At 72.1% G+C, this 24,450-nt stretch carries 21 protein-coding genes; 5 read left to right on the forward strand and 16 right to left on the reverse strand.

Translation table 11 applies throughout. From position 1 onward, the window contains the following. Position 1: 1 nt before the first annotated feature. Entirely contained in the window at positions 2–415 is a 414-nt protein-coding gene (locus FB467_RS12820; protein WP_141785444.1) for a helix-turn-helix domain-containing protein, read from the reverse strand. A 92-nt stretch (positions 416–507) separates the two neighbouring features. Between FB467_RS12820 and FB467_RS12825 the strand changes: the two genes are divergently transcribed. Next, the gene (locus FB467_RS12825; RefSeq protein WP_141786654.1) at positions 508–1,128 is read left to right on the forward strand and encodes a GNAT family N-acetyltransferase; all 621 of its coding nucleotides are present in this window, start codon (positions 508–510) and stop codon (positions 1,126–1,128) included. A 216-nt stretch (positions 1,129–1,344) separates the two neighbouring features. Then, positions 1,345–2,226: a serine protein kinase RIO gene (locus FB467_RS12830; protein WP_228393428.1), complete on the forward strand. Its 882-nt coding sequence runs from the start codon at positions 1,345–1,347 to the stop codon at positions 2,224–2,226. A 26-nt stretch (positions 2,227–2,252) separates the two neighbouring features. Here the strand turns inward: FB467_RS12830 and FB467_RS12835 are convergent, their stop codons facing one another. From FB467_RS12835 to FB467_RS12875, 9 genes are all read right to left on the reverse strand, one after another. Next, positions 2,253–3,437 carry a phosphatase domain-containing protein gene (locus tag FB467_RS12835; RefSeq protein WP_141785445.1) on the reverse strand — a complete coding sequence of 395 codons (1,185 nt, stop codon included), beginning with the start codon at positions 3,435–3,437 and terminating at the stop codon, positions 2,253–2,255. A 9-nt stretch (positions 3,438–3,446) separates the two neighbouring features. Then, a complete protein-coding gene (locus tag FB467_RS12840) occupies positions 3,447–4,367 on the reverse strand; it encodes a diacylglycerol/lipid kinase family protein (protein WP_141785446.1) in 921 nt (306 codons plus the stop codon). Between the two features lie 7 nt (positions 4,368–4,374). Next, positions 4,375–6,267, reverse strand: coding sequence for a 1-deoxy-D-xylulose-5-phosphate synthase (dxs, locus tag FB467_RS12845; RefSeq protein WP_141785447.1), 1,893 nt, complete (start codon positions 6,265–6,267; stop codon positions 4,375–4,377). Between the two features lie 59 nt (positions 6,268–6,326). Next, positions 6,327–7,346: a LacI family DNA-binding transcriptional regulator gene (locus tag FB467_RS12850; protein WP_141785448.1), complete on the reverse strand. Its 1,020-nt coding sequence runs from the start codon at positions 7,344–7,346 to the stop codon at positions 6,327–6,329. A gap of 75 nt (positions 7,347–7,421) precedes the next feature. Then, positions 7,422–7,811, reverse strand: coding sequence for a hypothetical protein (locus FB467_RS12855; RefSeq protein WP_141785449.1), 390 nt, complete (start codon positions 7,809–7,811; stop codon positions 7,422–7,424). Between the two features lie 32 nt (positions 7,812–7,843). Beyond that, positions 7,844–8,599 (reverse strand): iron ABC transporter ATP-binding protein, encoded by a 756-nt coding sequence (locus FB467_RS12860; RefSeq protein WP_141785450.1) that lies wholly within the window; start codon positions 8,597–8,599, stop codon positions 7,844–7,846. Continuing rightward, positions 8,596–9,648: an iron chelate uptake ABC transporter family permease subunit gene (locus tag FB467_RS12865; RefSeq protein WP_211350606.1), complete on the reverse strand. Its 1,053-nt coding sequence runs from the start codon at positions 9,646–9,648 to the stop codon at positions 8,596–8,598. Before FB467_RS12865 ends, FB467_RS12860 begins: the two co-directional genes overlap by 4 nt. Next, positions 9,641–10,627, reverse strand: a complete 987-nt coding sequence (locus tag FB467_RS12870; RefSeq protein ID WP_141785451.1) for an ABC transporter permease — start codon at positions 10,625–10,627, stop codon at positions 9,641–9,643. Before FB467_RS12870 ends, FB467_RS12865 begins: the two co-directional genes overlap by 8 nt. Before the next feature lie 11 nt (positions 10,628–10,638). Continuing rightward, positions 10,639–11,721, reverse strand: coding sequence for a siderophore ABC transporter substrate-binding protein (locus FB467_RS12875; RefSeq protein ID WP_141785452.1), 1,083 nt, complete (start codon positions 11,719–11,721; stop codon positions 10,639–10,641). A gap of 155 nt (positions 11,722–11,876) precedes the next feature. On the opposite strand from FB467_RS12875, the gene FB467_RS19335 reads away from it, so the two are divergent. Beyond that, positions 11,877–14,762 carry a helix-turn-helix transcriptional regulator gene (locus tag FB467_RS19335; protein WP_342354732.1) on the forward strand — a complete coding sequence of 962 codons (2,886 nt, stop codon included), beginning with the start codon at positions 11,877–11,879 and terminating at the stop codon, positions 14,760–14,762. Between the two features lie 224 nt (positions 14,763–14,986). Here FB467_RS19335 and FB467_RS12885 read toward each other — a convergent pair whose 3' ends face one another. From FB467_RS12885 to FB467_RS12895, 3 genes are all read right to left on the reverse strand, one after another. Continuing rightward, positions 14,987–17,809: an aconitate hydratase gene (locus FB467_RS12885; protein WP_141785454.1), complete on the reverse strand. Its 2,823-nt coding sequence runs from the start codon at positions 17,807–17,809 to the stop codon at positions 14,987–14,989. Positions 17,810–17,934: 125 nt separating this feature from the next. Further along, positions 17,935–19,188: a class I SAM-dependent RNA methyltransferase gene (locus FB467_RS12890; protein ID WP_141785455.1), complete on the reverse strand. Its 1,254-nt coding sequence runs from the start codon at positions 19,186–19,188 to the stop codon at positions 17,935–17,937. 10 nt (positions 19,189–19,198) lie between these two features. Beyond that, a complete protein-coding gene (locus tag FB467_RS12895; RefSeq protein WP_141785456.1) occupies positions 19,199–21,175 on the reverse strand; it encodes an APC family permease in 1,977 nt (658 codons plus the stop codon). Positions 21,176–21,239: 64 nt separating this feature from the next. Here FB467_RS12895 and FB467_RS12900 point away from each other — a divergent pair, with 64 nt between their 5' ends. Then, positions 21,240–21,902, forward strand: a complete 663-nt coding sequence (locus FB467_RS12900) for a potassium channel family protein (RefSeq protein ID WP_141785457.1) — start codon at positions 21,240–21,242, stop codon at positions 21,900–21,902. Positions 21,903–21,915: 13 nt separating this feature from the next. Further along, positions 21,916–22,608: a potassium channel family protein gene (locus FB467_RS12905; protein WP_141785458.1), complete on the forward strand. Its 693-nt coding sequence runs from the start codon at positions 21,916–21,918 to the stop codon at positions 22,606–22,608. Positions 22,609–22,651: 43 nt separating this feature from the next. On the opposite strand, the gene FB467_RS12910 is transcribed toward FB467_RS12905, so the two are convergent. From FB467_RS12910 to FB467_RS12920, 3 genes are read right to left on the reverse strand one after another with little or no spacing between them, the layout of a single operon-like run. Beyond that, positions 22,652–23,341 (reverse strand): DUF3159 domain-containing protein, encoded by a 690-nt coding sequence (locus tag FB467_RS12910; protein ID WP_141785459.1) that lies wholly within the window; start codon positions 23,339–23,341, stop codon positions 22,652–22,654. Further along, positions 23,334–23,699 carry an OB-fold nucleic acid binding domain-containing protein gene (locus tag FB467_RS12915; RefSeq protein WP_141785460.1) on the reverse strand — a complete coding sequence of 122 codons (366 nt, stop codon included), beginning with the start codon at positions 23,697–23,699 and terminating at the stop codon, positions 23,334–23,336. The genes FB467_RS12910 and FB467_RS12915 overlap by 8 nt, the downstream gene beginning before the upstream one ends. Beyond that, positions 23,696–24,448, reverse strand: coding sequence for a DUF3710 domain-containing protein (locus tag FB467_RS12920; protein ID WP_170230712.1), 753 nt, complete (start codon positions 24,446–24,448; stop codon positions 23,696–23,698). The genes FB467_RS12915 and FB467_RS12920 overlap by 4 nt, the downstream gene beginning before the upstream one ends. Positions 24,449–24,450 lie beyond the last annotated feature (2 nt).

Here is a 24,450-nt window from a genome sequence, read left to right on the forward strand (position 1 = left end):
ACTACCCAGGCTCCTGCGGCCCGAGACCGCCGGACATCGCGGCGTGCCAGGCGGCCACACCGGCCCTGCTGCGGTAGCCGAGCTTGCGCAGGACGGAGCCGACATGGCTCTCCACGGTCCGCTCCGAGAGGTAGAGGTGGACGGCGATCTGCCGGTTCGTCCACCCCTGGGCGATGTAGCCGGCGACGACCCGTTCCCGGGGGGTCAGGCCGCTCGCCTGCAGCACCAGCGTGATCCTGCCCTGGGCGGGCGCCTCCGGGCCGGTGGCGGCCTGCTCTGGCCGGTCCTCCTCGGCGGCGGCCGCGGCGAGGATCGCCCGCACCTCGGCCTCCATCGACCGGTTGTTGCGGGCGGCGCGGACCTTCAGTCGGCGCCGTACGTCCTCGTCGAGGGAACGGACGGTGATCGCGGCCATGCCTGATGCTAGCGTTGCTAGCGACCTCGGTAGCGGCTGCTACCCTGCCGGTCCGCGCGAGTCCCACGGAAGGGGGTGCCGCCGTGGCCCCGATGCAGGGATCGCCCGGGGAGGTCGACGTCCGCGACTACCGGGACGAGGACGAGCCCTCCTGGCTGCGCGCCCGGGTGCTCAGCTTCCTCTCCACCGCCTACTACGACGACGTGAAGACCGAGCGCACCCGGTTCGACGGCGCTGCCGTCCGCCTCGTCGCGGTCCGCCCGGGGCCCGGGGCGATCACGAGCCCGGGGGCCGAGGAGGTCGTCGGCCTGCTGGACGTCGAACTGTTCGACCCCGAGCCGGGCGCGGCGGGCGGCACCGCCACGATCGACAGCATCGCGGTCCACCCGGACCACCAGCGCCGCGGGCTCGCGGACCGGCTGCTCGCCGAGGCACTGCGCAGGCTGGCACCGCTCGGACTGGTGTCCCTGGACGCCTGGACCCGCGAGGACGAGCCGGCCAACCACTGGTACCTGCGCAACGGGTTCGCCGTGGCGCACGAGTACCTGCACGTCTACAAGTCCTGGGACGACCCGGCCGAGGGGTTCACCACCCCCGACGGGCTGTCCGCGCCCCTGGCGGCCTTCATGCACGGCTCCCTGGAGGACGAGCAGGCCCTCCGCGCCCGGTTCCGCCGGGTCCACCGCTGCCGCCAGTACCTGCGCGAGCTCTGACCCGGGCGTTGTCTGTCGCCCGGCTCCTGCAGCCCGGCGGCGGAAAACCCGTTGCCCGCCGCCGGTCCCGCTGGCACCCTGACCTGACACGCGGCGAACCGCCGCGGGACGCGGGGCGACGGCAACGTCCCCCTGAGGAGAGGAGCAGTGAGATGTCCACGACTGCCGTCGGTGTGCCCACCAGCCACCACCCCCTCTCCCCCAGGAGCAGCAGCCTTGTCCCACCCTTCCGACACGGGTGACATCGCCCCGTTCTTCGTCTTCGACTACACCCCCATCGACGACCCCGCCCGGGCGTCGTCCCCCGACGGTGATGACGCCGGCGGCGCCGGCGACCAACGGTTCAGCACCTACTGGGACGTGGAGCGCGGCTGCCGCGGTCCCGAGCCACGACCCCACTGGGTGGTCCTCGACAGCGCCGCCGTCGACACCGACCTCGGCGTCCTCAAGACCGGCAAGGAGGCCGACGTCCGGCTGATCCACCGGGCCGCCACCGACGGTTCCGGCGCCGAGACCCTGATGGCCGGCAAGTACTACCGGGACCTGGACCACCGCAGCTTCCGCCGCAGTGCCGCCTACACCGAGACCCGCCGGGCCCGGCGCAGCCGGGACAACCGGGCCGTCTCCCGCAGGTCCTCCTACGGACGGGAGGTGGCTGCCGGCATGTGGGCCGTCGCCGAGTGGGAGGCCCTCAACCAGTACTGGTCCGCGGGCGTCCCGGTGCCCTACCCGGTGCAGGTCGACGGCACGGAGATCCTGATGGAGTTCATCCAGGTGGCGGGCGATGCCGCGCCGCGGCTGGCGGAGACCCGGCCGGACCCCGACCTGCTCGAGCACTACTTCGACCAGGTGCGGGAGGCGATGACGCGGCTGGCCTCGCTGCACGCCGCCCACGGTGACCTCTCGCCCTACAACATGCTCGCGGCCGGAGAACGCATCGTCATCATCGACCTGCCCCAGGTGGTCGACCTGGCCGCGAACCCCGCCGGGTTCGAGTTCCTGCACCGGGACTGCCGCAACGTCTGCGCGTGGTTCACCGCCCGCGGGCTGCCGGTCGACGCGGACGAGCTGTATGCCGACCTGGTCGCCTACACCTGAGCGACCCGGGTGCCGGGCCCGGTCGGCTAGGCGGGGACACCGGCGGCGGCGAGCAGTGCCTCGTCCTGCGCCACGTGCCGCTCCACCGTGGCCCGCTGGGTCGTCTGCAGGTCGGCCGCGGCCACGCCGGCCCGCACCGCGTCCCGGACCTGCCGGGCCGCCGCGGAGGAGATCAGGTCCAGCCGCAGCGCATGGGCGGCCGCGCCGGCATACGTGTCGAACAGGTACACGCCGGTCCCGGCGAGCCGCTCCCGGTCCCGCGGGTCCGTCCCGGCCACGTCGTGGATGAACACGGCCCGCACGTGGTCCGGGTCGCGCTCCAGCATCGCCTGCCCGACCCGGACGTCGGCCTGCCCGCTGTCTCCCAGGAAGACGACCGCGCACTCCGGGAAGAGCAACCGGTAGCGGTCGAAGTTGACCAGCTTGCGCTGGGCGATCCGCCCCTTGGTGAGCAGGTTGAGGATGCTGCCGGTCATCACCGAGTGCGGCGGCAGTCCGTGGCCGGACAGCCCGTTGCGGGTGTAGCTGTCGACCACACCCGCCGCGTCGGAGGGCCGGGCGGTGAGGAAGGTCAGGTCGCCCGGCCGACCCGGCTCGGCGGCGGCGCCGTGATCGAGGGCGCACAGGAACTCCACGACGCCCGGGTAGACCACGCCGCGGGGGAACCGTCGGTCGTGCAGCATCGAGATCACGGTGTCGTCGATGTCGGACAGGATCTTCAGGTCCGGGGACTGCTGCCCGGCCGCCTGTCTCGCGATGTGCTCCAGGATCTCCTCCCGGACGTCGTCGTCGTCGATGTCCTCAAAGATCAGGTGGTCCAGGTCGTGGTAGTCCCCGTGCGCGTTCACCAGGTTCTTCAGGGTTGCCAGCTCGGCGCCCTGCAGGGACAGGAAGACGTCGCGCACGGCCCGTTCGTGGCTCGCCGGGGTGCGGCCGTGGTGCAGCGCGTGGACCAGGTCGGCCAGCCGCTCCAGGGTCAGCTCGGCGCGTCGCTCGCGGCAGAGCAGGTCCAGCAGGGCACTGCGGTGGTCGGGGCCGAACATCCGCCGGTCGTCCAGTCCCCGGATCAGGTCCGTCAGCTCGACCTCGGCGAGCAGGGCATCCAGCTCCCCCGGGGGCGTCTCCCGAAGCAGCTGCAGCACGGCGGCCTCCTCGTCCCGACGGGTCCACCCGGAGACCAAGGACCGGAGTTCGGCGCTGCGGCTGCTCACGGCAGCAACCTACGGCACCCGCACCATGAGCGCACCGGGCTCCACCCGCGCCGACACGGCGAGCACCTCGGGGTGCGGGTCGCCGTCCACCTGGATCGTCACCCCGCCGGGCGCGGTGACCCGGACCGCGCCGACCTGCCGGTAGCCGAGGCCACACACCGGGCGGCGGTGCCCGACCAGGCCCTGGACCGCGATCGGGACCCAGTGCCACACCCGGGGAGGCGCCACCAGCGCTAGCTCCAACCGGCCGTCGTCCGGTCGCGCGCCGGGCACAACCGTGATCCCGAGCGGGATCCGTCCGCAGTTGGCGACCAGCAGGCTCCACGCCCGGACCTGCTGCTCCGGCCCGCCGTCGCGGCGGACCGCGAGGTCCACCGGCGCCGCCGCCAGCCGGCGCAGCCCGGGCAGGAAGTAGGCGGCCCACCGGATCCGCCGCTTCAGTCCCGGGTCGACAGCCGACACCGTGTCGGCGTCGTGACCGATCCCGAGGACGACGAGGAAGGCGGTCTCGTCGGAGACCACGGGGCCAACCGGTCCCTGCTGGGTGTAGCAGGCCCACCCCAGGTCCACCCCCCGGAGGCGGCCGTCGAGGGCGACCCGGACCGCCCCGGTGAGGTCGCGGCGCGGCAGGTCCAGGTTGCGGGCGAACAGGTTGGCGGTGCCCAGTGGCAGGATGCCGAGCGGCAGACCCGTCCCACCCAGCACCTCCGCCACGGCTCGCACCGTGCCGTCGCCACCACCGACGACCACCAGGTCGGCCCCCTCCGCCACCGCCCGGCGCGCCTGGGCTCCCCCGGGCTCGGCGACGGTGGTGGTCAGCAGGGTGGGAGCCGGCCAGCCGCGGTCCGCGCACGCCGCGTGGACCAGTTGCACGGCCCGGTCCGCGCGCGACCGGGCCGGGTTGAGGATCGCGACGACCCGGGTGGTCACGGGTCGGCTAGTCGCTGGCGAGGTGGCGGGTGACCGAGGTCGCGATCACGTCCGGGGTCAGCCCGACCCGCTCCATGACTTGGCCGCGGGACCCATGGGCGAGGAACTCCTTGGGGATGCCGTAGCACCAGACCGGTTGCAGCAGGTCGGCCTCGCGCACCGCCTTGCCGATCGCTTCCCCGATCCCACCGTCGACGATGTTGTCCTCCACCACGACGACGTGCCGGCTGCGGCGGACCAGGTCGACCAGATCGGCGCTCACCGGGAGCACCCACCGCGGGTCCACCACCTGGACCCCCGCCCCTGCGGAGGCCAGCTTGTCCCCCACCCCGAGCGCGACCTCGGCCATCGCCCCGACGGAGACGATGAGCACGTCCGGGCTCGGGTGCGACTCCCCGTCGGCATCGAGGTCGCGGAGCACGTCGACGGTGCCCTGCCTGCGGACCGCCTCGACCGGCTCCGAGACGGTGCCCTTCGGGAAACGCAGCACGGTCGGCCCGTCCTCGACCCGGACCGCCTCGCGCAGCGCCTGCCGCACCTGCGCGCCGTCGCGTGGGGCGGCCAGGCGCAGCCCCGGCACGATGCCGACCACGCTCATGTCCCACATCCCGTTGTGGCTGGCGCCGTCGCTGCCGGTCACGCCGGCACGGTCCAGCACGAAGGTCACCCCCTGCCGGTGCATCGCACAGTCCATCAGCAACTGGTCGAAGGCCCTGTTCAGGAAGGTCGCGTAGACGGCGACCACCGGGTGCAGCCCGGCGAAGGAGAGGCCGGCCGCCATCGTCACGGCGTGCTGCTCGGCGATCCCCACGTCGAAGACCCGCTGTGGGTAGCGCTCGGCGAACGGTCGGAGGCCGACCGGGAGCAACATCGAGGCGGTGAGCCCGACGATGTCCTCCCGCTCGTCGGCAAGGGCCAACAGTTCGTCGCTGAACTCGTCGGTCCAGGCGCGGCCCGAGAGTTCCAGCGGGAGGCCGGTCTCGGGGTTGATCACGCCCACCGCGTGGAACCGGTCCGCCTCGTCGGTCGTCGCCGGCTCGTAGCCGTGGCCCTTCTCGGTGAGCACGTGCACCAGGACGACGCCACGGAAGTCCCGGGCCCGGCGGAGCGCGGTCTCCAGGGCGGGCAGGTCGTGCCCGTCCACCGGACCGAGGTACTTCAGCCCCAGGTCCTCGAACATGCCCTGCGGGCTGACGATGTCCTTCAGGCCCTTCTTCACCCCGTGCAGCGTCTCGTACATGGGACGGCCCAACACGGGGGTCCGGTAGAGGAGCTGCCGCTTGCCCCAGGTGAGCACGTCCTCGTAGCGCCGGTCGGCCCGCAGCCGACCCAGGTACTCGGCCATCCCCCCGGTGGTCGGCGCGTACGAGCGCTCGTTGTCGTTGACCACGATGACCAACGGCAGGTCGGGGCTGGCGGCGATGTTGTTCAGCGCCTCCCACGCCATCCCGCCGGTCAGCGCACCGTCCCCGATCACGGCCACGGTATGCCGGTCGTCCTCACCGCGCAGCATCCGACCGGTCGCGATCCCGGTGGCCCACGACAGCGAGGTGGAGGCGTGCGAGTTCTCCACCACGTCGTGCTCGGACTCGCCCCGGCTCGGATACCCGGAGAGGCCGCCCTCCTTGCGCAAGGCGGAGAAGTCGTGGCGGCCGGTCAGCAACTTGTGGACGTAGGACTGGTGCCCCGTGTCGAAGACCACGGTGTCCGAGGGCGACTCGAAGACCCGGTGGATCGCCATGGTGAGCTCCACGACCCCCAGGTTGGGCCCCAGGTGGCCACCGGTCCGGGACACCGAACTGATCAGGTAGTCCCTGATCTCGGCCGCAAGGCTCTCGAGCTGGCGGGTCGAGAGGCTCCTGAGGTCCGCCGGTCCGTTGATGCTGTTGAGGAGACCCACGAGTGCCGGTTCCCTTTCTCCGTTGACGTCCGGTCGAGTGTACGGCTCCCCCCTGGGTGCTAGGAGCGGGCGCGGGGACCGGTCGAGCCCCGCACCGTCAGCCGGACGGGCAGTACCACCGGTGCCTGCGCGTGGGGCTTGGCACCGCCGATCATCGCGATCAGGTGCTGTGCCGCGGTCGCGCCCATGGCGCGCAACGGCGAGGCCACCGTGGTCAGAGTCGGGGTGACCCAGTCGGCGGCCAGGATGTTGTCGAAGCCCACCACGCTGACCTGGTCCGGCACCACGATCCCCCGTTCTCGCAGCCCCTGCATGAACCCGATGGCCATCTGGTCGTTGTAGGCCAGGACCGCCGAGGTCGGCCGCTCCAGCCAGCGCTGCACAGCGCGGGCACCCCCGGCCACGGTCGGCACCAGCGGCCCGATCCGGTGGGCGGTGAGCAGCAGTTCCAGCGATGCCTCGCGCACCGCACGCCACCGCATCCCGTCCACCCACGACGCCTCCGGCCCGGCGAGGTAGGTGATCGTGTGGTGGCCCAGGGACCCCAGGTGCTCCATGGCCCGCCGGACGCCACGGGGGTTGTCGGTCACGACGGACGGGATGCCGGTGATGGCCCGGTTGAGCACCACCACGGGGCCGCGCTTGGTCAGCGTCCGCACGGCCGCGTCCGACATCCGGGAGCTCGTCAGGAGCACTCCCTCCACCGAGCCGGCGACCCGGTCCAGTGCCGCGCGCTCCCGCTCGCCGGACTCGCGGGAGTCGGCCAGGACCAGGGTGTAGCCGGCCTCCGCGGCCGTGGTCTCGGCGCCCCGGATGACCGGGAAGTTCACCGGGTTCGTGATGTCGGGCACCACCAGGGCGATCATGCCGCTCCGGTGCGTCGACAGGGCCCGCGCGATCGGGTTGGCGCGGTATCCGATCTCCTCGGCGACGGCCCGGATCTTCTGCGCGGTCGCGGTGCTCACCCGCCCCGGCCGGGCGAACGCCCGCGACACCGTCGAGGGAGCCACGCCGGCCCGCCGGGCCACGTCGTAGATCGTCGGCGCCCGGTCCGCGTCGTCCGGTGAGGTGCTACCCACGGCCTCACCGTAGGACCGGCGACACCGGTTGGCAACCGATTGCAGTGATGGCAGTACCGGCGGGGTGGGCCGGGGTCAGCGACGGGCGACCCGGGTGGTACCCCGCACCGCGATGGGGGCCCGCACGCGCAGCGCCTCCAGCAGCAGCTCGGCGCTGCGCAGGGCCGCACGCAGCCGCAGTCCTTCCTGGGTGAGCGACCCGAGCACGTCGCCCAGCGTCCCCGGCGGTAGCACCGGGCCCAGGTCGGGGCGCACGTCGCGCCAGGCTCCCCGCATCGCCGCCAGGTCCGCCTCCAGGTGCCGCACCGTGACCCAGGCGAGGGCGACCGGGTGACGGCGCCAGGCGGCATACGCCCGGTAGTCGGCGGGACACTGGTCCAGCAGCCAGGACACGGCCGCCTGCTCCCACCCGGACACGCCGGCGGGCGGCACCCGGTCGGGCCAGCCCGGCGGTCCAGAGTTCATGCGAACAAGTGTACGACCTCTCGGGTGGTGCGTCAGTAGTAGACGGCCAGTGCGCCGTTCGGCCCGTCGATGACCTGCACCGGGGTGTCGAAGACACGGGTCAGGATCTGGCCGTCCATCATCGCCGCGGCCGTGCCGAACTCGACGACCCGGCCGTTCTTGACCGCACAGATGTGGTCGGCGTAGTGACCGGCGAAGTTGATGTCGTGCAACACGATGATGATGGTCCGGCCGAGCTCGGCCGCGGCCTCCTTCAGGTGCCGCATCATGTGCACCGAGTGCTGCATGTCCAGGTTGTTCAGCGGCTCGTCCAGCAACACGTATTCGGTGTCCTGGGCCAGCACCATCGCCACGTAGGCGCGTTGGCGCTGACCACCGGAGAGCTGGTCCAGGTAGCGACCCTCCAGCTCGGTCAGGTGCAGGAAGTCGATCGCCCGGCTGATGATCTCCTCGTCCGCCCTGGTCAGCCGCCCCTTGCTATAGGGGAACCGGCCGAAGCCGACCAGCTGGCGCACCGTGAGACGGGTGATGAAGTGGTTCTCCTGGCGCAGGATCGAGATGATCTTGGCCAGGTCCTTGGAGGCCGTGGTCGACACGTCGTAGCCGGCGACCTCGATGGCCCCGTCGTCCAGTCCGAGGAGTCGCCCGATCATCGTCAGCAGGGTGGACTTGCCGGCCCCGTTGGGACCCACCAGCGCGGTGATCCCGCCGGCCGGGATCTCCAGGTCCACGGGGCCGATCTGCACCTCGCTGCTGTAGTTCTTCAGGACGTTGGTCAGCGTGATCACAGCCGGCCCTTCTTCAGGATGACGTAGAGGAACACCGAGCCGCCGACGAGCTCGATGATGATGGACACGACGCCCTCTGCGTAGAAGACGTTCTTCAGGATGAAGTAGGCCCCCGAGAGCACCACGAAGCCGATCAGGAAGGCGACCGGGAAGACCCGCCGGTGGTCGTAGGTGTCCGCCAACTGGTAGGCGAGGGTGGCGACCAGGAAGCCGAGGAAGGTCATCGGCCCGACCAGCGCGGTGGAGACCGCCATCAGGATGGAGACCAGGAAGAGCACCCGCAGCACCTCGCGCCGGTGGTTCAGTCCCAGGTTGAGGGTGGCGTCCTTGCCCAGGGCGACCACGTTGAGCCGGTGGGAGCCGGCCCACAGCAGCAGGCCCGCACCCAGGCACAGCGGGATGGCGACCGGGAAGTAGCCGGCGTTGGCGTTGGTGACCGAGCCGAACAGCCGCGCGGTGAGGACGTCGAAGTCGCTGGGCGTCAGCAACCGCTGCATGAAGCTGGAGATGGAGCCCAGTCCCCCGCCGATGATGATCCCGATCAGCAGCATCACGTGGATGTTGCCGTAGCGGCCCGACAGCAGCCAGCCGTAGAGCAGGAGGGACAGCCCCACCATCAACACGACCTGGAGGACGAACTGGCGTGTCCCGGTCAGCGCCACCAGTCCGGCGACCCCGAGGAAGTACACCGCGGAGGTCTGCACCAGGACGTAGAGCGACTCGAACCCCATGATCGAGGGGGTGATGATCCGGTTGTGGGTGACGGTCTGGAAGCTCACCGTGGCGGTGGCCTGGCAGAACGCGACGATGGCCATCACGGTCAGGTCGGTCACCCGCATCTCGGCGATCAACCAGAAGCCTTCGGTCCCGAACGGTTCGGGGTTCCCCCAGGCCAGGCGGCCGAAGCCGAACCCGACAGCCAGCACCAGCAGGGTCCCGACCACCAGCCGGTAGCGGACCCTGGAGTGCCGGGTTGGCAGGGCACCCGAGTCCCGCGTCCGGTCCGGAGGGACCCGGGAGGGTATGCGGAGGGTCGTCAGGTCAGACACGGCGCCGCTGCCTCAGCAGGAGGTAGACGAAGACGACGGCACCGACGATGCCCAGGATCAGCGACACCTGCACCTCGAACGGGCTGATGATGGTCCGGCCGATCAGGTCGCAGACGGTCACGATGGCGATGCCGAGCAGGCAGACCCACGGCAGGTTGCTGCGGAGGTCGTCGCCGCGGAACATCGAGACGATGTTGGGCACGATCAGGCCGAGGAAGGGCAGGTTGCCGACCACCACGGTGACCACGCCCGTCGCGATCGCGATCAGTCCCGTACCGACCAGGATGAGCCGGTTGTAATTGAGCCCGACGTTGGTGGCGATCTCCTCCCCCAGCCCGGCCACGGTGAACCGGTCGGCCACGACGAAGATCGCGACCCCGACCAGCAGCACGATCCAGAGCACCTCGTACTGCCCACGGATCACCGAGGTGAAGCTGCCGCCGAACCAGATGCCCAGCTGCTGCAGCATGTCGGTCTTCAGCGCGACGAAGGTGGACAACGACCCCACCACCGCGCCGAGCATGATCCCGACGATGGGCACGATCAGCGAGCTGCGCAACGAGACCCGACGGAGGAAGGCGAAGAAGACCATGGTACCGATGAAGGCGGCCACCACGGCACCCACCATCCGGGTGAGGATGCTCGCATCCGGCATCACGATCAGCACCCCGAGCAGACCCAGCCCGGCCCACTCGGTCGTCCCGGTCGTGGTCGGCTCGACGAACCGGTTCTGCGTCAGCAGCTGCATGACCAGACCGGACATCGCCATCGCGGCACCGGCCAGCACGAGCGCGATCGTCCGGGGGATCCGGCTGATCGCGAACATCTGCCCGCCGTCTTCCCGGCCGAAGATGTCGTACTCGCCGGTGAGCAGGGACAGCACCAGCAGCGCGAGCACGCCGAGGGCCCCCAGGACCAGGGGAAGGTTGAACAGCTTCCCCCGGTCCGGGGCCCTGAGCGTGCTCGCGCTAGTGGTCACCGGGTCGACGGTCAGTTCTTCGCCTCGAGCGCGTCCGCCAGGGTGTTGAAGAACTCCGTGTAGGTCTGGATGCCCTCGTTGGTGTAGGTGTCGGCCGGCATGTAGACGAGGTTGCCCTCCTGGATCGCCGTGACGTTCTGCAGGGCCTCGGAGTCCTCCAGCACCTCCGCCGCCGGGGAGTAGTTCGGGTCGTCCGCGGCGACCGCTGCGTCACGGTCCATCACCAGGATCCAGTCCGGGTTGGACTCGGCGATGGCCTCGACCGAGATGTCGTCGCCCTGGTGGTCCTCGCTGCCCTCCACCTCCAGCGCCGGGGTCAGCCCGAAGATGTCGAAGGCGGGGCCGAGCGTGCGTCCTACCCCGGGGGCGACGTAGCCGATCTCACCGCCGGAGGTGATCAGCGCCATGACGGTGTCACCGTCCTGGTAGGCGGCGTTCACCCGCTCGATGGAGGCGTCGAAGTCACCGATCAGCTGCTCGGCCTCGGCCTGCTTGCCGAAGACCTCGCCCAGCACCGAGATCTGCCGGCGCAGCTCCTCGTCGAACGGCTCGCCCTCACGCGGGTCGAGCTCGAGCACCACGGCGTCGGGGGCGTACTTGGCCAGGTCGTCGTGGTACTGGGCGAAGCGCTGCCCGTTCACGATCAGGTCCGGCTTGGCGCTGACGACCGCCTCGAGGTTGGGCTCCCGGTGGTTGCCGAGGTCGACGATGGAGTCGTCCGAGGCGTAGGAGATCGTGTCGGGCATCAGGGACACCGCCGCGGCGCTGAGCTCGACGTCCCAGTCGGCCAGCGTCTCGAAGGTGCGGTTGTCGGTCGCCACCACCGACTCCAGCGGCAGGCTGATCGTCTGCGGGCCATTGTTGTCCTCGACGGTGACCTCCGACGGCTGCGCTTCGCCGTCCCCTTCGGCGCTACCGGTCTCCTCGGCGCCGTCTGAGCCCTCGGCGCTGTCGGAGCCCTCGGAGCCCTCGGCGGCGGCTTGCGAGCCGTTGTCGTCCCCGGAGTCGCCATCGGACTCACCGCCGCAGGCGGCCAGGGCCAGGGACAGGATGCCGGCGCCGGCGGCCAGGCGGAAAAGACGTGACGTGTGCATGCAGATCCTTCGTGACTCGTGACCCGTGCAGACGGGCCCTAGGGTTGCGGGCAACAAGAGGGCCGGCGAACCCGCCAAACATCCTGCGAAGCAGCGGAGTAACCGACACAGGCAAGCCTAACCTAACACCGATGGGTAGCTCGACCCACCCCCGCATGGCGTCGGTCACACCAGCCCGGTCACCGCCGCCGGGCCGCCGCACGGGCTCGATAGGATCGGAGGCGCTCCACCGCCAGCCGTTCGACAGAGGCAGCCCGATCGCCGGTACCCCGCTCAGGTCGCGGTCCGTGGAACCCCCGGATCGTTGGCCCTTCCATGCCCGGGAGGGCGAAGTGGAGCAGGTCGTGCAGCTGCTGGACCCCGGGACCCCGCAGGTCCCGGCGGACGGCCGGCCTGAAGGGACCGGCGGCGCCGTGCTGGCCGGGCCCACCGGAGTGGGCAAGACCCGGCTGCTGCGCGAGGTGCTGGCCGTCCTGGAGGGGCGCGGGCGCCGGGTCCACCTCAGCGTCGCGACCCGGTCGGCGGTGGAGATCCCGTACGGCTCCCTCGCCGGGCTGGTGCCGGACCGGGCACCGACCGACCACCAGGACTCCGACTCCTGGCACGCCGCGGTGGCCGCCAGGCTGACCGAGGGACGGGACGGCGCAGCCCCCGTGGTCCTCGCCGTGGACGACGCCCACCTGCTCGACCCCGGGGGCGCCGCCCTGCTGCTCCACCTCTGCGTCAGCGGCGCGGCCACGGTGCTGGTCACCGTGCGCCACGGTGAGCCCGCACCCGACGCGATCACCGCCCTGTGGCGGGACGGGCTGGCGCACCGGATCGACCTGCAGCCCTTCTCACCGGCGCAGACCGAGTCGTTCATCGACGCCCTGCTCGAGGGCCCGGTCGCGCGGCGCACCCGGCAGCGTCTGGCCGCGGTGAGCGGTGGCAACGTGCTGTTCGCGGGCGAACTGGTCCGCGGGGCGGTCGAGTCCGGGACGATGCGGCAGGTCGACGGGGTGTGGACCTGGGACGGCGCACTCGTCCTGGCGCCCCGCCTGGTGGACGCCGTCGACCAGCGGCTCGGCGCCCTGGGGTCCGCCGAGCGGGAGGCGCTGGCCCTGGTCGCGATGGGTGAACCGTTGCCCCTGGGCCTGGCCGAGCGCGCCCTGGACCCCGCTGCCGTGCATACCCTGGAGGCCGCCGGTCTGGTCGCGGTCGCCGGGGCGGCCGAGGGTGCGCCGGGGCTGCGGGTGTCCCACCCGCTCTACGGCGAGCTCGCCCTGGCGGGGGTCGGGACATTGCAGGAGCGGCGGTTGCGCCGCCTCCTGGTCGAGGACCTGCAGGCCGCCGGCGGGCACCGCAGCGGACTGGACACGGTGCGCCTGGCGCGGTGGCAGCTGGCCCTGGGCGACCCGGTCCCGGTGGACCTGCTGCGGGAGGCCGCGGCCCTGGCCAACCGGTTCTTCGACCACCCCCTGGCGGAACGACTGGCCAGGGCGGCTCTGCGGGTCGAGCCACGCTCCGCCAGTGCCGGGATCGAGCTCGCCGCCGCCCTCAACGGACAGAACTCCTACGCCGCGGCCGAGGAGGTGCTCGCCGCCCTCGAGCCGGACGTCCTGGCCGACGGGTCGGCACAACTGCACCAGCACTACCTGGACACCCGGCACACGTCCCTGCTCCTGGGGCTGGGCCGGATCGAGCAGGCCCGGGACATGTTGCGCCGCGCCGACGCCGCCCGCCCCGCCGCACCCGGCACCGGGATCAGGCCGACGGAGTCGCTCGTCGCCGTCTACTCGGGGGCGATCGCCCTCTCCCAGGGCCACCTGGCCGAGACGCTCCGGCTCATCGGGCCGGTGCTCGGGGCGGACCCCGACCGGGTCCCGGCGCTGGCCCGGCTGATGGCGCTGGAGCAGGCCGGGGAGGCCCTGATCTACCGGGCCGAGTTCGACCGGGCCCGGCGGGCGCATGCGCAGCTGCGGGACCTGGCCGACCACGAACCGGCCCTGGCCGCCCGGGGACTGGCCAACGCGATGCTGCAGGAGGTGCTCGCCCGGGCGTCCGAGGGGGCCGCCGGTGCCGCCCTGGAGCTCTCGCTGCACCTCCAGGAACAGCTGGGCTCCGTGCCGGACCCGGCGGTCACCAGCCTGGCCACGATGGTCCTGGGCGCCTGTCAGCTACGGTGCGGGCTGGTGGCCTCGGCGGTCCCCACCCTGGTCGAGGCGGTGCACGCCTACGGACGGAACGACCACGGGGGGCAGCTCTCCTGGGCCCTGGCGCTCCTCGCCCAGGCGCAGGCACTCTCCGGCGACGGGTCCGCCGCCCGGCTGTCCCTGGCCCGGGCCGAGGCCACCCAGCTCCCCCAGGTCCCGGCACGGCACGAGGTCGACCTGGTCACCGCCCGCGCCCTGGTCCACTGGGTCCACGGGAGGACCACCGAGGCCATCGCCGTCGCCCGGGCCGGCATGCCCGACTTCCCGGAGATGCTCGTCCACCGGGCCCGGCTGGTGCACCTGGCCGCCCTGCTCGGGGCGCCTCCCCGCAGCGTCCTCCCGGACCTGGAGGCGCTGGAGGCCCTGGCCCCCGGGGGCGGCGGCGGGGACGGACCGATCCACCTGACCGTCTCCCACGTCAGGGCGCTGGCCGAAGGCGATGGTCCCGCCCTGGAGGAGGTCGCCGACCACTTCACCGGGCTGGGTGCGCACCTGCTGGCGGCCGAGGCGGCCGGGCACGCCGCGGTCGCCTACCGCCGGGCCAGGCTGCCCGCCGCGGCGGAACGCGCAGCGGCCCGCAGCAGGGTGCTCGCCGCCCGCTGCGAGGGCGCCCGGTCCCCCGCCCTCGAGGTGGCGCCCGCCCTCGCGCACCTGACCGCCCGGGAGGCCGAGGTGACCCGGCTCGCCGCCCGCGGCCTGAGCAACGCGGCGATCGCGGCCGAACTGACGCTGTCGGTGCGCACCGTGGAGTCCCACCTCTACCAGGTGTTCGGCAAGCTCGGGGTGACCCACCGTAGTCAGCTCGCGGGCCTGGTGGGGACCTCCGAGCTCGAGAGTCCGCTCCCCTGAGCGACCTCCCGGGGCCAGTTCAGTAGTCGGCTACTGAGGTGTGAGATCCGTTCGCGCCCTAGCGTTCTCAGTGGGTACTCCCCGCGGCTCCCGTCCGACCCTGATCCGTGGCCGGTGACACTCAGGACGGGGGCCGTTCCGTGCCCCCCGGCATACCACTGGGCCGGGACAACGGCAGGGCCCCCGCACCAGACGTCCGGTGCGGGGGCCCTGTGCGGTCTGGGTCAGGCGGAGACCAGCGACCGCAGGACGTACTGCAGGATCCCGTCGTTGCGGTAGTAGTCCGCCTCACCAGGGGTGTCGATCCGGACCACGGCGTCGAACTCGACCGTCTCGCCGCCCTCCTTCTCGGCCGTCACGTGCACGGTGGCAGGGGTGCTGCCCTCGTTCAGCGCGGTGATGCCGGCGAAGGAGAAGGTCTCGGTGCCGTCCAGCCCCAGCGAGTCGGCGGTCTGCCCCTGCGGGTACTGCAGCGGCAGGACGCCCATCCCGATCAGGTTGGACCGGTGGATCCGCTCGTAGGACTCGGCGATCACGACCTTGACGCCCAGCAGGCGGGTGCCCTTGGCCGCCCAGTCACGGGAGGACCCGGAGCCGTACTCCTTGCCGGCCAGCACGACCAGCGGGACACCGGCCTCGGCGTAGACCTGGGCCGCGTCGAAGATCGCGACCGGCTCGGTGGAGCCGTCCAGCAGGTTGCGGGTGAAGCCGCCCTCGACCCCATCCAGCAACTGGTTGCGCAGCCGGATGTTGGCGAAGGTGCCGCGGATCATCACCTCGTGGTTGCCGCGGCGCGAGCCGTAGGAGTTGAAGTCCTTGCGCTCGATGCCGTGCTCGGCGAGGTACCGGCCGGCCGGGCTGTCGCCCTTGATGGAGCCCGCCGGGCTGATGTGGTCGGTGGTGACCGAGTCGCCCAGCTTGGCCAGCACCCGGGCGCCGGAGACGTCCTCGACCGGGGTCGGGGCAGCGTCCATCCCCTCGAAGTACGGGGGCTTGCGCACGTAGGTCGACTCGTCCGCCCACTCGAAGGTCTTTCCGTCCGGGGTGGGCAGCGACTGCCAGCGCTCGTCGCCGGCGAACACGTCGGAGTAGTCCTCGGTGAACATCTCCCGGCTGATCGAGGAGGCGATGGTGCGCTCCACCTCGTCCGGGGAAGGCCACAGGTCCCTCAGGAAGACGTCGTTGCCGTCGGTGTCCTGACCCAGCGGCTCGGACTCGAAGTCGAAGTCCATCGTGCCGGCCAGGGCGTAGGCGATGACCAGCGGCGGTGAGGCCAGGTAGTTCATCTTCACGTCCGGGTTGATCCGGCCCTCGAAGTTCCGGTTGCCGGAGAGCACCGAGGTGACCGCCAGGTCGTTGTCGTTGACCGCCTGGGACACCTCCTCGATGATCGGTCCGGAGTTGCCGATGCAGGTGGTGCACCCGTAGCCGACCAGGTGGAAGCCCAGCTTCTCCAGGTAGGGCCACATGCCGGCCTTTTCGAAGTAGCCGGTGACCACCTTGGAGCCCGGGGCCATCGAGGTCTTCACCCACGGCGGGACGGTCAGGCCCCGCTCGACGGCGTTCTTGGCCAGCATGGCGGCCGCCATCATCACCGAGGGGTTGGAGGTGTTGGTGCAGCTGGTGATCGAGGCGATCACCACGTGGCCGTGGTCGATCGTGACCTCCGCGCCGTCCAGGGTGACCGTGGCCGGGTTGCTGGCCCGGTCCCCGTTGACGCGGGCAGCCGAGTGGCTGGGCCGCCCGGCGGACTCCGACTCCTCGTGCGCGTCGTGGCTCGGCGCGTCGGATGCCGGGAAGCTGTCCCGCAGCTCCTGGTCGACCGAGCTCTTCTCGATCCGGTTGCCGTTCACGACGTAGTTCTTCAGGTCGTTGCGGAACTGCTCCTTGGCCTCGGTGACCGCGACCCGGTCCTGGGGCCGCTTCGGGCCCGCGATCGAGGGCACCACGGTGGACAGGTCCAGCTCGAGGCGCTCGGAGAAGCGCGGCTCCACCGAGGGGTCGTGCCACATGCCCTGCTCCTTGGCGTAGGCCTCCACCAGCGCGACCTGGTCCTCGGAGCGACCGGTCAGCCGCAGGTAGTCCAGGGTCACGTCGTCGATCGGGAAGATCGCCGCGGTCGAGCCGAACTCGGGGCTCATGTTGCCGATGGTGGCCCGGTTGGCCAGCGGCACCTGGGCCACGCCGTCGCCGTAGAACTCGACGAACTTGCCGACCACGCCGTGCTCGCGCAGCATCTCGGTGATCGTGAGCACCACGTCGGTGGCCGTCGCCCCGGCCGGGATCGCCCCGGAGAGCTTGAAGCCGACCACCCGCGGGATGAGCATGGACACCGGCTGGCCGAGCATGGCGGCCTCGGCCTCGATGCCGCCGACGCCCCAGCCGAGGACGCCGAGCCCGTTGACCATCGTGGTGTGCGAGTCGGTGCCGACGCAGGTGTCGGGGTAGGCGGTCAGCTCGCCGTCGACCTCGCGGGTCATCACGGTGCGGGCCAGGTGCTCGATGTTGACCTGGTGCACGATGCCGGTGCCCGGCGGGACGACCTTGAAGTCCTCGAAGGCCGTCTGCCCCCACCGCAGGAACTGGTAGCGTTCCCCGTTGCGCTGGTACTCGATCTCCACGTTGCGCTCGAAGGCGTCGGCGCGCCCGAAGACGTCGATGATCACCGAGTGGTCGATGACCAGCTCGGTCGGCACCAGCGGGTTGATCTTGGACGGGTCGCCGCTCAGGTCGGCCATCGCCTCGCGCATCGTGGCGAGGTCGACGATGCACGGGACACCGGTGAAGTCCTGCATGATCACCCGCGCGGGGGTGAACTGGATCTCGGTGCTCGGGTCGGCGTTCTCGTCCCACTGCGCCAGCGCGGTGATGTGGTCGGCGGTGATGTTCGCACCGTCCTCGGTGCGCAGCAGGTTCTCCAACAGCACCTTCAAGCTGTACGGGAGGTCCGAAGCTCCCTCGATCCCGCCGATCCGGTAGATCTGGTAGCTCGCGTCACCTACCTGCAGGGTTCCTTTGGCTCCGAAGCTGTCTGATGTGCCGCTCACGGTGGGGCTCCTTCCCAGATATCTTGACGTCAAGATACATGATCTCACACATTGACCCAAGTCTCCCGCACCCGGCAGGAACCCGCTAGCGAGCCTCGCCTGAGCTGTCCGACAGCCGTATGCCGTCAGCCGGCCGGGACGAGCAGGGCGATGCACTCCATGTGGTGGGTCATCGGGAAGGCGTCGAAGACGCGCAGGTCCACCAGGTCCAGCCCGGCGTCGCGGGCATACCCGACGTCCCGGGCCAGCGCCGCGGGGTCGCACGCGACGTAGGCGACGGCCCGCGGGCCCAGCCGCGCCACGTCCCGGACCACGGCCTTCCCGGCGCCGGAGCGCGGCGGGTCGAGGACCACCAGGTCCGCCCGCTCGCCCGCGCGCGCCATCCGGCGCACCGCACGGTCCACCCGGTCACGGGTCACCCGCACCCCCGCCCAGGGCGTCAGGTTGTCCCGCGCGTGCTCCACGGCGAGCCGGTCCCCCTCGACGGCATGCACCCGGCCGGAGTCCCCGACGGCGTCGGCCAGGGCCGCGGCGAACAGGCCGACCCCGGCATACAGGTCCAGCGCGCGCTCCCCCGGGCGGGGGTCCAGCCAGCCGAGCACCGTGCGGAGGAAGGTCTCCGGCGCCCCCGGGTGGACCTGCCAGAAGCCCCGCGCCGCCACCCCGAACTCGAACTCGCCGGTGCCCGTCGGGGTCGGGACCCGCTCGAGCACCAGCGGCGCCCGCTCGGTCCCGCCCGGGACCGGCACCAACACCGGCTCGCCGCCCGAGGGCGCGATCACGTCGACGGCACGCTGCCCCGGGAAGCGCCGCCGCAGCACGCCGGTGCCGACCACGGCGTCCCGGGCGATCATGCAGTCCTCCACCGGGATGACCTCGTGCGAGCGGTGCCCGCGCAGCCCGGGGCGCCCGGTCCCGTCGACGGCGAACTCCACCCGCGTCCGCCAGCGCAGGCCGGCCTCGTCGCCGGGGACGGGTTCGACGACCACGTCGCGGCCCAGCGCCGCGGGCAGGTCGATGCCGGCCAGCCGGTCGAACTGCTCCAGCACCACCGCCCGCTTGAGCTCGCGCTGGGTGGCCAGGTCGGCGTGCTGCCAGTCGCACCCACCGCAGCGGGCGGGCCCGGCATATGGACAGGGCGGCTCGACCCGCCCGGCCGCGGGCTCGAGCACCTCCACGGCGTCGGCCCGCAGGAACCGGCCGCCGGGGCCCTCGCCGGTCACCCGGGCCCGCACCCGCTCTCCCGGCAGCGTGTGCCGGACGAAGAGCACCCGCCCCTCGTGCCGCGCGACGCAGTGTCCGCCGTGGGCCACCGTCTCGACGGTGACCTCCAGGACGCTGCCGACCGGCAGTTCCTCGGTGGTGGTGGGGTGGCTCACCCGGGCGACGCTACCGCCTCCCGGCCCCCGCGCCTTGCGCGGTGGCCTGTCCCTGCCAGGGGACGGTCACCAGCATCACCCCGGGGGTGCGCAACAGCTCCCGCCGCAGCCGCTCCTCGGCGCGGTCGCGGACCCAGCGGACCCACCAGCGCTCCGAGACGTACTCGGCGACGTAGACCACCACGACCTCCCGCGGCCGGTCACGGTGCAGCCGGCGCACGTAGTCGATCACCGGCCGGACCGACTCCCGGTAGGGGGACTCCAGCGTCCGCAGGGTGACCGGCAGGCCGCGCCGGGCCCACTCCCGCTGCAGCTCCAGGGTCCGTTCGGGCAGCACGTCGGTGGTGACCGCCTCGAGCTCCTGCGGACGGCTGGCCCGGGCGTAGGCCAGCGCCCGCATGGTGGCCCGGTCCAGCTGGGGCACGTAGACCAGCGCGTAGACCCGGGAGGGGACGATCTGGCTGGCGTCGCTGCCCTCCGGCGGCAGGGCCAGGTCCTTGTCCACGGACCGGTGGTAGTTGTAGACCATCGTCATCACCATCCAGAGCAGGCCGATGCCGAGCAGGGCGACCCCTGCGCCGTGCACGAACCGGGTGAGCACCACGACCGTGAGCACGGTCAGGGCGCAGGTGGCGCCGGCGAGATTGATCGCCCGGCTGCGGATCATCGCGCGGCGGTTGTGCAGGCTGAGCTCCGTGCGCAGGTGCCGGTTCCAGTGCCGGACCATGCCGAGCTGGCTCAGCGTGAAGGAGACGAACACTCCCACCACGTACATGTGGATCAGGTCGGTCACCGTGGCCCGGTAGAGCAGCACCAGGGCCAGCGCGGCGGCGGACAGGAGCAGGATCCCGTTGGAGAAGGCCAGCCGGCGCCCGCGGCTGACCAGGTCGGTCGGCAGGAACCGGTCCCGGGCCAGCCGGGAGGCCAGCACCGGGAACCCGTTGTATGCCGTGTTGGCGGCGACCACGAGCATCACGCCGGTGCAGATGGAGACCAGCAGCAGGCCCAGGCTGTCGGCGCCGAAGACGGTGGTGGACAGCTGGCCCAGCACGGTGTCCTGCACCAGGTCGTCGGGGACCGGCACGCCGTCCAGGCGCAGCTGCTCCTGGGGGTTCTGCGCGATCTGGATCCCGGTCGCCCGGGTCAGCACGATCACCGAGAGCAGGATGGTGATCGACAGGGCCGCCATCATCACCAGGATCGAGGCGGCGTTCCTGCTGCGGGGCTTGCGCAACGCGGGCACGCCGTTGGCGACGCCCTGCACGCCGGTCAGCGCGACCGTGCCGGAGGAGAACGCCCGCAGCAGGAGCAGCCCCAGGCCGAACGCGGTGAGCGCCTCGTAGCCGTCCGCCGGCACCAGCTCGTAGGCGGCCGAGGCCGCCTTGTGCAGCGACCCGGTCGCCCACTGGTAGAAGCCCACGCCGATCAGCGCCGCCATGGCCGCCAGGAAGGCGTAGACGGGCACGGCGAGCGCCCTGCCGGACTCGCGGACCCCGCGCAGGTTGCTGAGGGCCAGCACGCCGATCAGGACGGCCGCGGCCACCGGCTCGAAGCCGCGCAGGAAGCCCAGCGCCGAGGCGGCGTTCTGCACCCCCGCCGAGACCGACACCGCCACGGTCAGCACGTAGTCGACCATCAGGGCGGCGCCCACCCCCAGGCCGGCGCGGGGCCCGAGGTTGGTCGAGGCCACCTCGTAGTCGCCTCCCCCGCCGGGGTAGGCGTACACCGTCTGCCGGTAGGAGGCGATGATCAGCATCATCACCACGCAGACGGCGACGGTGACGCTCCAGGAGTGGGTCAGCGCGGTCACGCCACCGGCCAGCGCCAGGGTGACCACGATCTCGTCGGGTGCGTAGGCCACCGAGGACAGCGCGTCGCTGGCGAACACCGGCAGCCCGAGGCGCCGCGGCAGCAGCTCCTCGTGGAGACGGTCGGTGCGCAGCGCCCGCCCCACGAGGACGCGCTTGACCAACCGACCGGACTCCATGGTGGCGAGTCTAGGGACGTCCGGGTGCCACGGCAGGACGCCGGAGCGGGGTAGCGTCAGACCCGTGCACTTCGTGATCATGGGCTGCGGCCGCGTCGGCGCCACGCTGGCGCACAGTCTGGAGCGCCGCGGGCACGCCGTGGCCATGATCGACCAGGACCCCGCGGCCTTCGCCCGCTTGGGCAAGGACTTCCAGGGGCAGCGGGTCCGGGGGGTCGGTTTCGACCGCGAGGTGATGAAGGCGGCCGGGATCGGGTCGGCGTATGCCTTCGCCGCCGTCAGCAGCGGCGACAACTCCAACATCATCGCCGCCCGGGTGGCCCGGGAGACCTTCGGCGTGCAGCGGGTGGTCGCCCGCATCTACGACCCCGCCCGGGCGGAGATCTACCAGCGCCTCGGCATCCCCACCGTGGCGACCGTGCGCTGGGCCGCGGACCAGACGCTGCACCACCTGCTGCCCTCCGGGGCGACGCCCGACTACTTCGAGCCCAGCGGCCGGCTGGCCCTGGCCGGGGTGCACCTCAACCCTGGGTGGATCGGGCGGCGGCTGACCGAGGTGGAGGAGTTCAGCGGCACCCGGGTCGGCTTCGTCACCCGGCTCGGTGACGCGCTGCTGCCCACACCGGGCACCGTCTACCAGGACGGCGACGAGGTGCACCTGATCGCCGACCGGTACACCCTGCCCCAGGTGGTGCACCGCCTCGAGCAGACGCCGCCTGAGGAGTGAGGGAGGGTATGCCGTGAAGATCGTCGTCGTCGGCGCGGGCAGCGTGGGCCGGTCCATCGCCCGGGAGCTGATCAACAACGGGCACGACGTGCTCATCATCGACCGGGACGCCGACCAGGCCCGGGTGTCCCAGCTGCCGGCGGCCGAGTGGGTGATCGCCGACGCCTGTGAGATCAGCACCCTCGAGCAGGTGCACCTGGCCGACTACGACCACGTGGTGTGCTCCTCCGGGGACGACAAGGTCAACCTCGTGGTCTCCTTCCTGGCCCGCACCGAGTTCGCCGTCCCCCGCACCGTGGCGCGGGTGAACAACCCGCGCAACGAGTGGCTGTTCAACGAGTCGTGGGGGGTCGACGTCGCCGTGTCCACCCCGCGGCTGATGACCGCCCTCGTCGAGGAGGCCGTGGTCGTCGGCGACGTCGTGTCGCTGTTCGAGTTCCAGCAGGGGAACATCCAGATGGTCGAGCTCACGCTGCCGCCCACGAGCCCCTTCGTCGGCACCCGGGTCGGTGACATCCCGCTGCCCGCCGACACCCTGATGACGGCCGTACTCCGCGACGGGCGCCCGATCGTCCCGAGTCCCGACGAGGCGGTCGAGGCCGGTGACGAGTTGCTGTTCCTCTGCCCGCCCGAGGCCCAGCACCAGCTGGCGACCACGTTGAACCCCGACTCCCGTCCGCGGGAGGTCCGCGAGGACGACGACTGACCGACCGGCCTCACCCAACGGGTGGGGACCCGCTGGTGCGGGCTCAGCCGGTGGCGCCCTCCCGGTGCGGCGTCCGGCCGACCGTGAGGAGCACGCCCATCACCACGACCGCCAGCAGGTAGAGGGGCCAGCCGAGCACCACCTTGGCCACGCCGAGCCAGGCGACCTCACCGGCCAGGTACAGCGGCAGCATGATCGCCACCCGCACCACGAACAGACCCACCAGGACCCAGGTGAGCCGGGAGCAGACCCTGACCAGGGCCGAGTCCTTGCGCCAGCCGGTGGGGTCCTTGGTGTAGTCCGGGTCGCCGACGGCGACCAGGAAGCCCAGCAGCGGCCAGCGCGCCATGATGGACACCAGGGCACCGACCCCGTAGGCCGCGGAGGTGAGGATGCCGGGGAGGAAGGCGTCCTCGGCCCGCCCTGAGCGCAGTGCGAAGAAGGCGGCAATCGCGGTGGCGAAGATCGAGGTGAGGACGAACCGCGGTGACCCCCCGACGGCCAACCGGATGCCGAGCAGGATCAGCGTGATCGCGCCGGCCGCGATCAGGGCCGGCCGGACCTCGCTGCGGAGCACCCACACGGCGACGAAGGCCACCGTCGGCAGGGCCGTCTCGAGGGAGCCGTACCACCCTCCGAGGGCATCCTTGAGCCGCTTGCGGATGACCGCCTCGACGGTCTCCTCCGCGGTCGCCCCGCGTTCGGTGGCGTCGGCCGACCCGTGCTCAGACATGGTGCGGCAGCAGTTCGTAGCCGGGGTTGAACATGGTGGCCTGGTCGTCCACCTCGGTGACCCGGCCCCAGACGGTCAGGTAGGCGCCCGGGCGGATGCCGTCGATGCTGCGCCGCCCCAACCAGGCCAACCGCAGCACGCCCGTGCCGTCGTACAGCTCCACCTCGAGCCGGGGTGGGCTCTGCGCGGGCTGGACGGCCAGGCTGTGCACCGCCCCGGTGACCCGGGCGGTCTGCCGCGGCACCAGGTCGGCGATGCGGGTGCAGCCGGTGCGCGCACAGGCGCGGGCCAGGTCGTCGGCCTCCTGCTGGGCCTGGTCCTGACCCAGCCGGTCCAGCACCCGGGAGATCATGTTCATTGCTGCTCGTCCGGCTCCGCCCCGGGCAGGTCGGCGGCCCGCTGGGAGGCCTGCGCCGTCTTGGCGGCCTTGGCCGCGGCGGCGCGCCTGTTCATCTCCTCGACGAACTCGGCGGGCGGGCTCAGGTGCAACACCTCACGGGGCGGACGGGGCTCCTCACCCCGGTCGACCACGACGAGCCGGACGAAGGTCTGGATGGCGGGCAGCGCCTGCGGGCTGGTGGCCGCGGGGCCGTTGATCACCGCGCGCAGGAACCAGCGCGGCCCGTCGACCCCCAGGAAGCGGGCCGGCTGGAGCACCGCCCGGCCGTCGGTGGTGCGGGCCGGCAACTGCGCGACGACCTCCTTGCCGAGCACCCCGTCGACGACCTCGGCCTGGCCGCCGGCGTTCACCAGTCCCTCGACGATCTGCGGCCGGATCTCGGACCAGACACCGCGCGACTTGGGCGCGGCGAAGGCCTGCAACTGGATCTTGGACTGCGCGAGGGTGCAGGTCACCCCGACGACCTGGTTGCTCCCCTGCTCCACGTCCAACCGCAGCTCCATGCCCTTGACGGCCGGGATCTTCAACGGCCCCAGGTCGACCCGGCCGGACAGGTCGGGGCGCTCGCTGATGTCGAACGGCCCGTCGACCGGCCGGTCCCAGTCCCGGTCCACGCCGGGCTGCCCCTCGGGAGCCGCCGGCGCCTCGTCGACGTCGACCTCCTCGACCTCGTCGGGGGTGCTCTTCTTCCTGCCGAAGATGGCCAACG

Origin of the sequence: Ornithinicoccus hortensis (genome assembly GCF_006716185.1) — a bacterium.
Lineage (GTDB): Bacteria > Actinomycetota > Actinomycetes > Actinomycetales > Dermatophilaceae > Ornithinicoccus > Ornithinicoccus hortensis.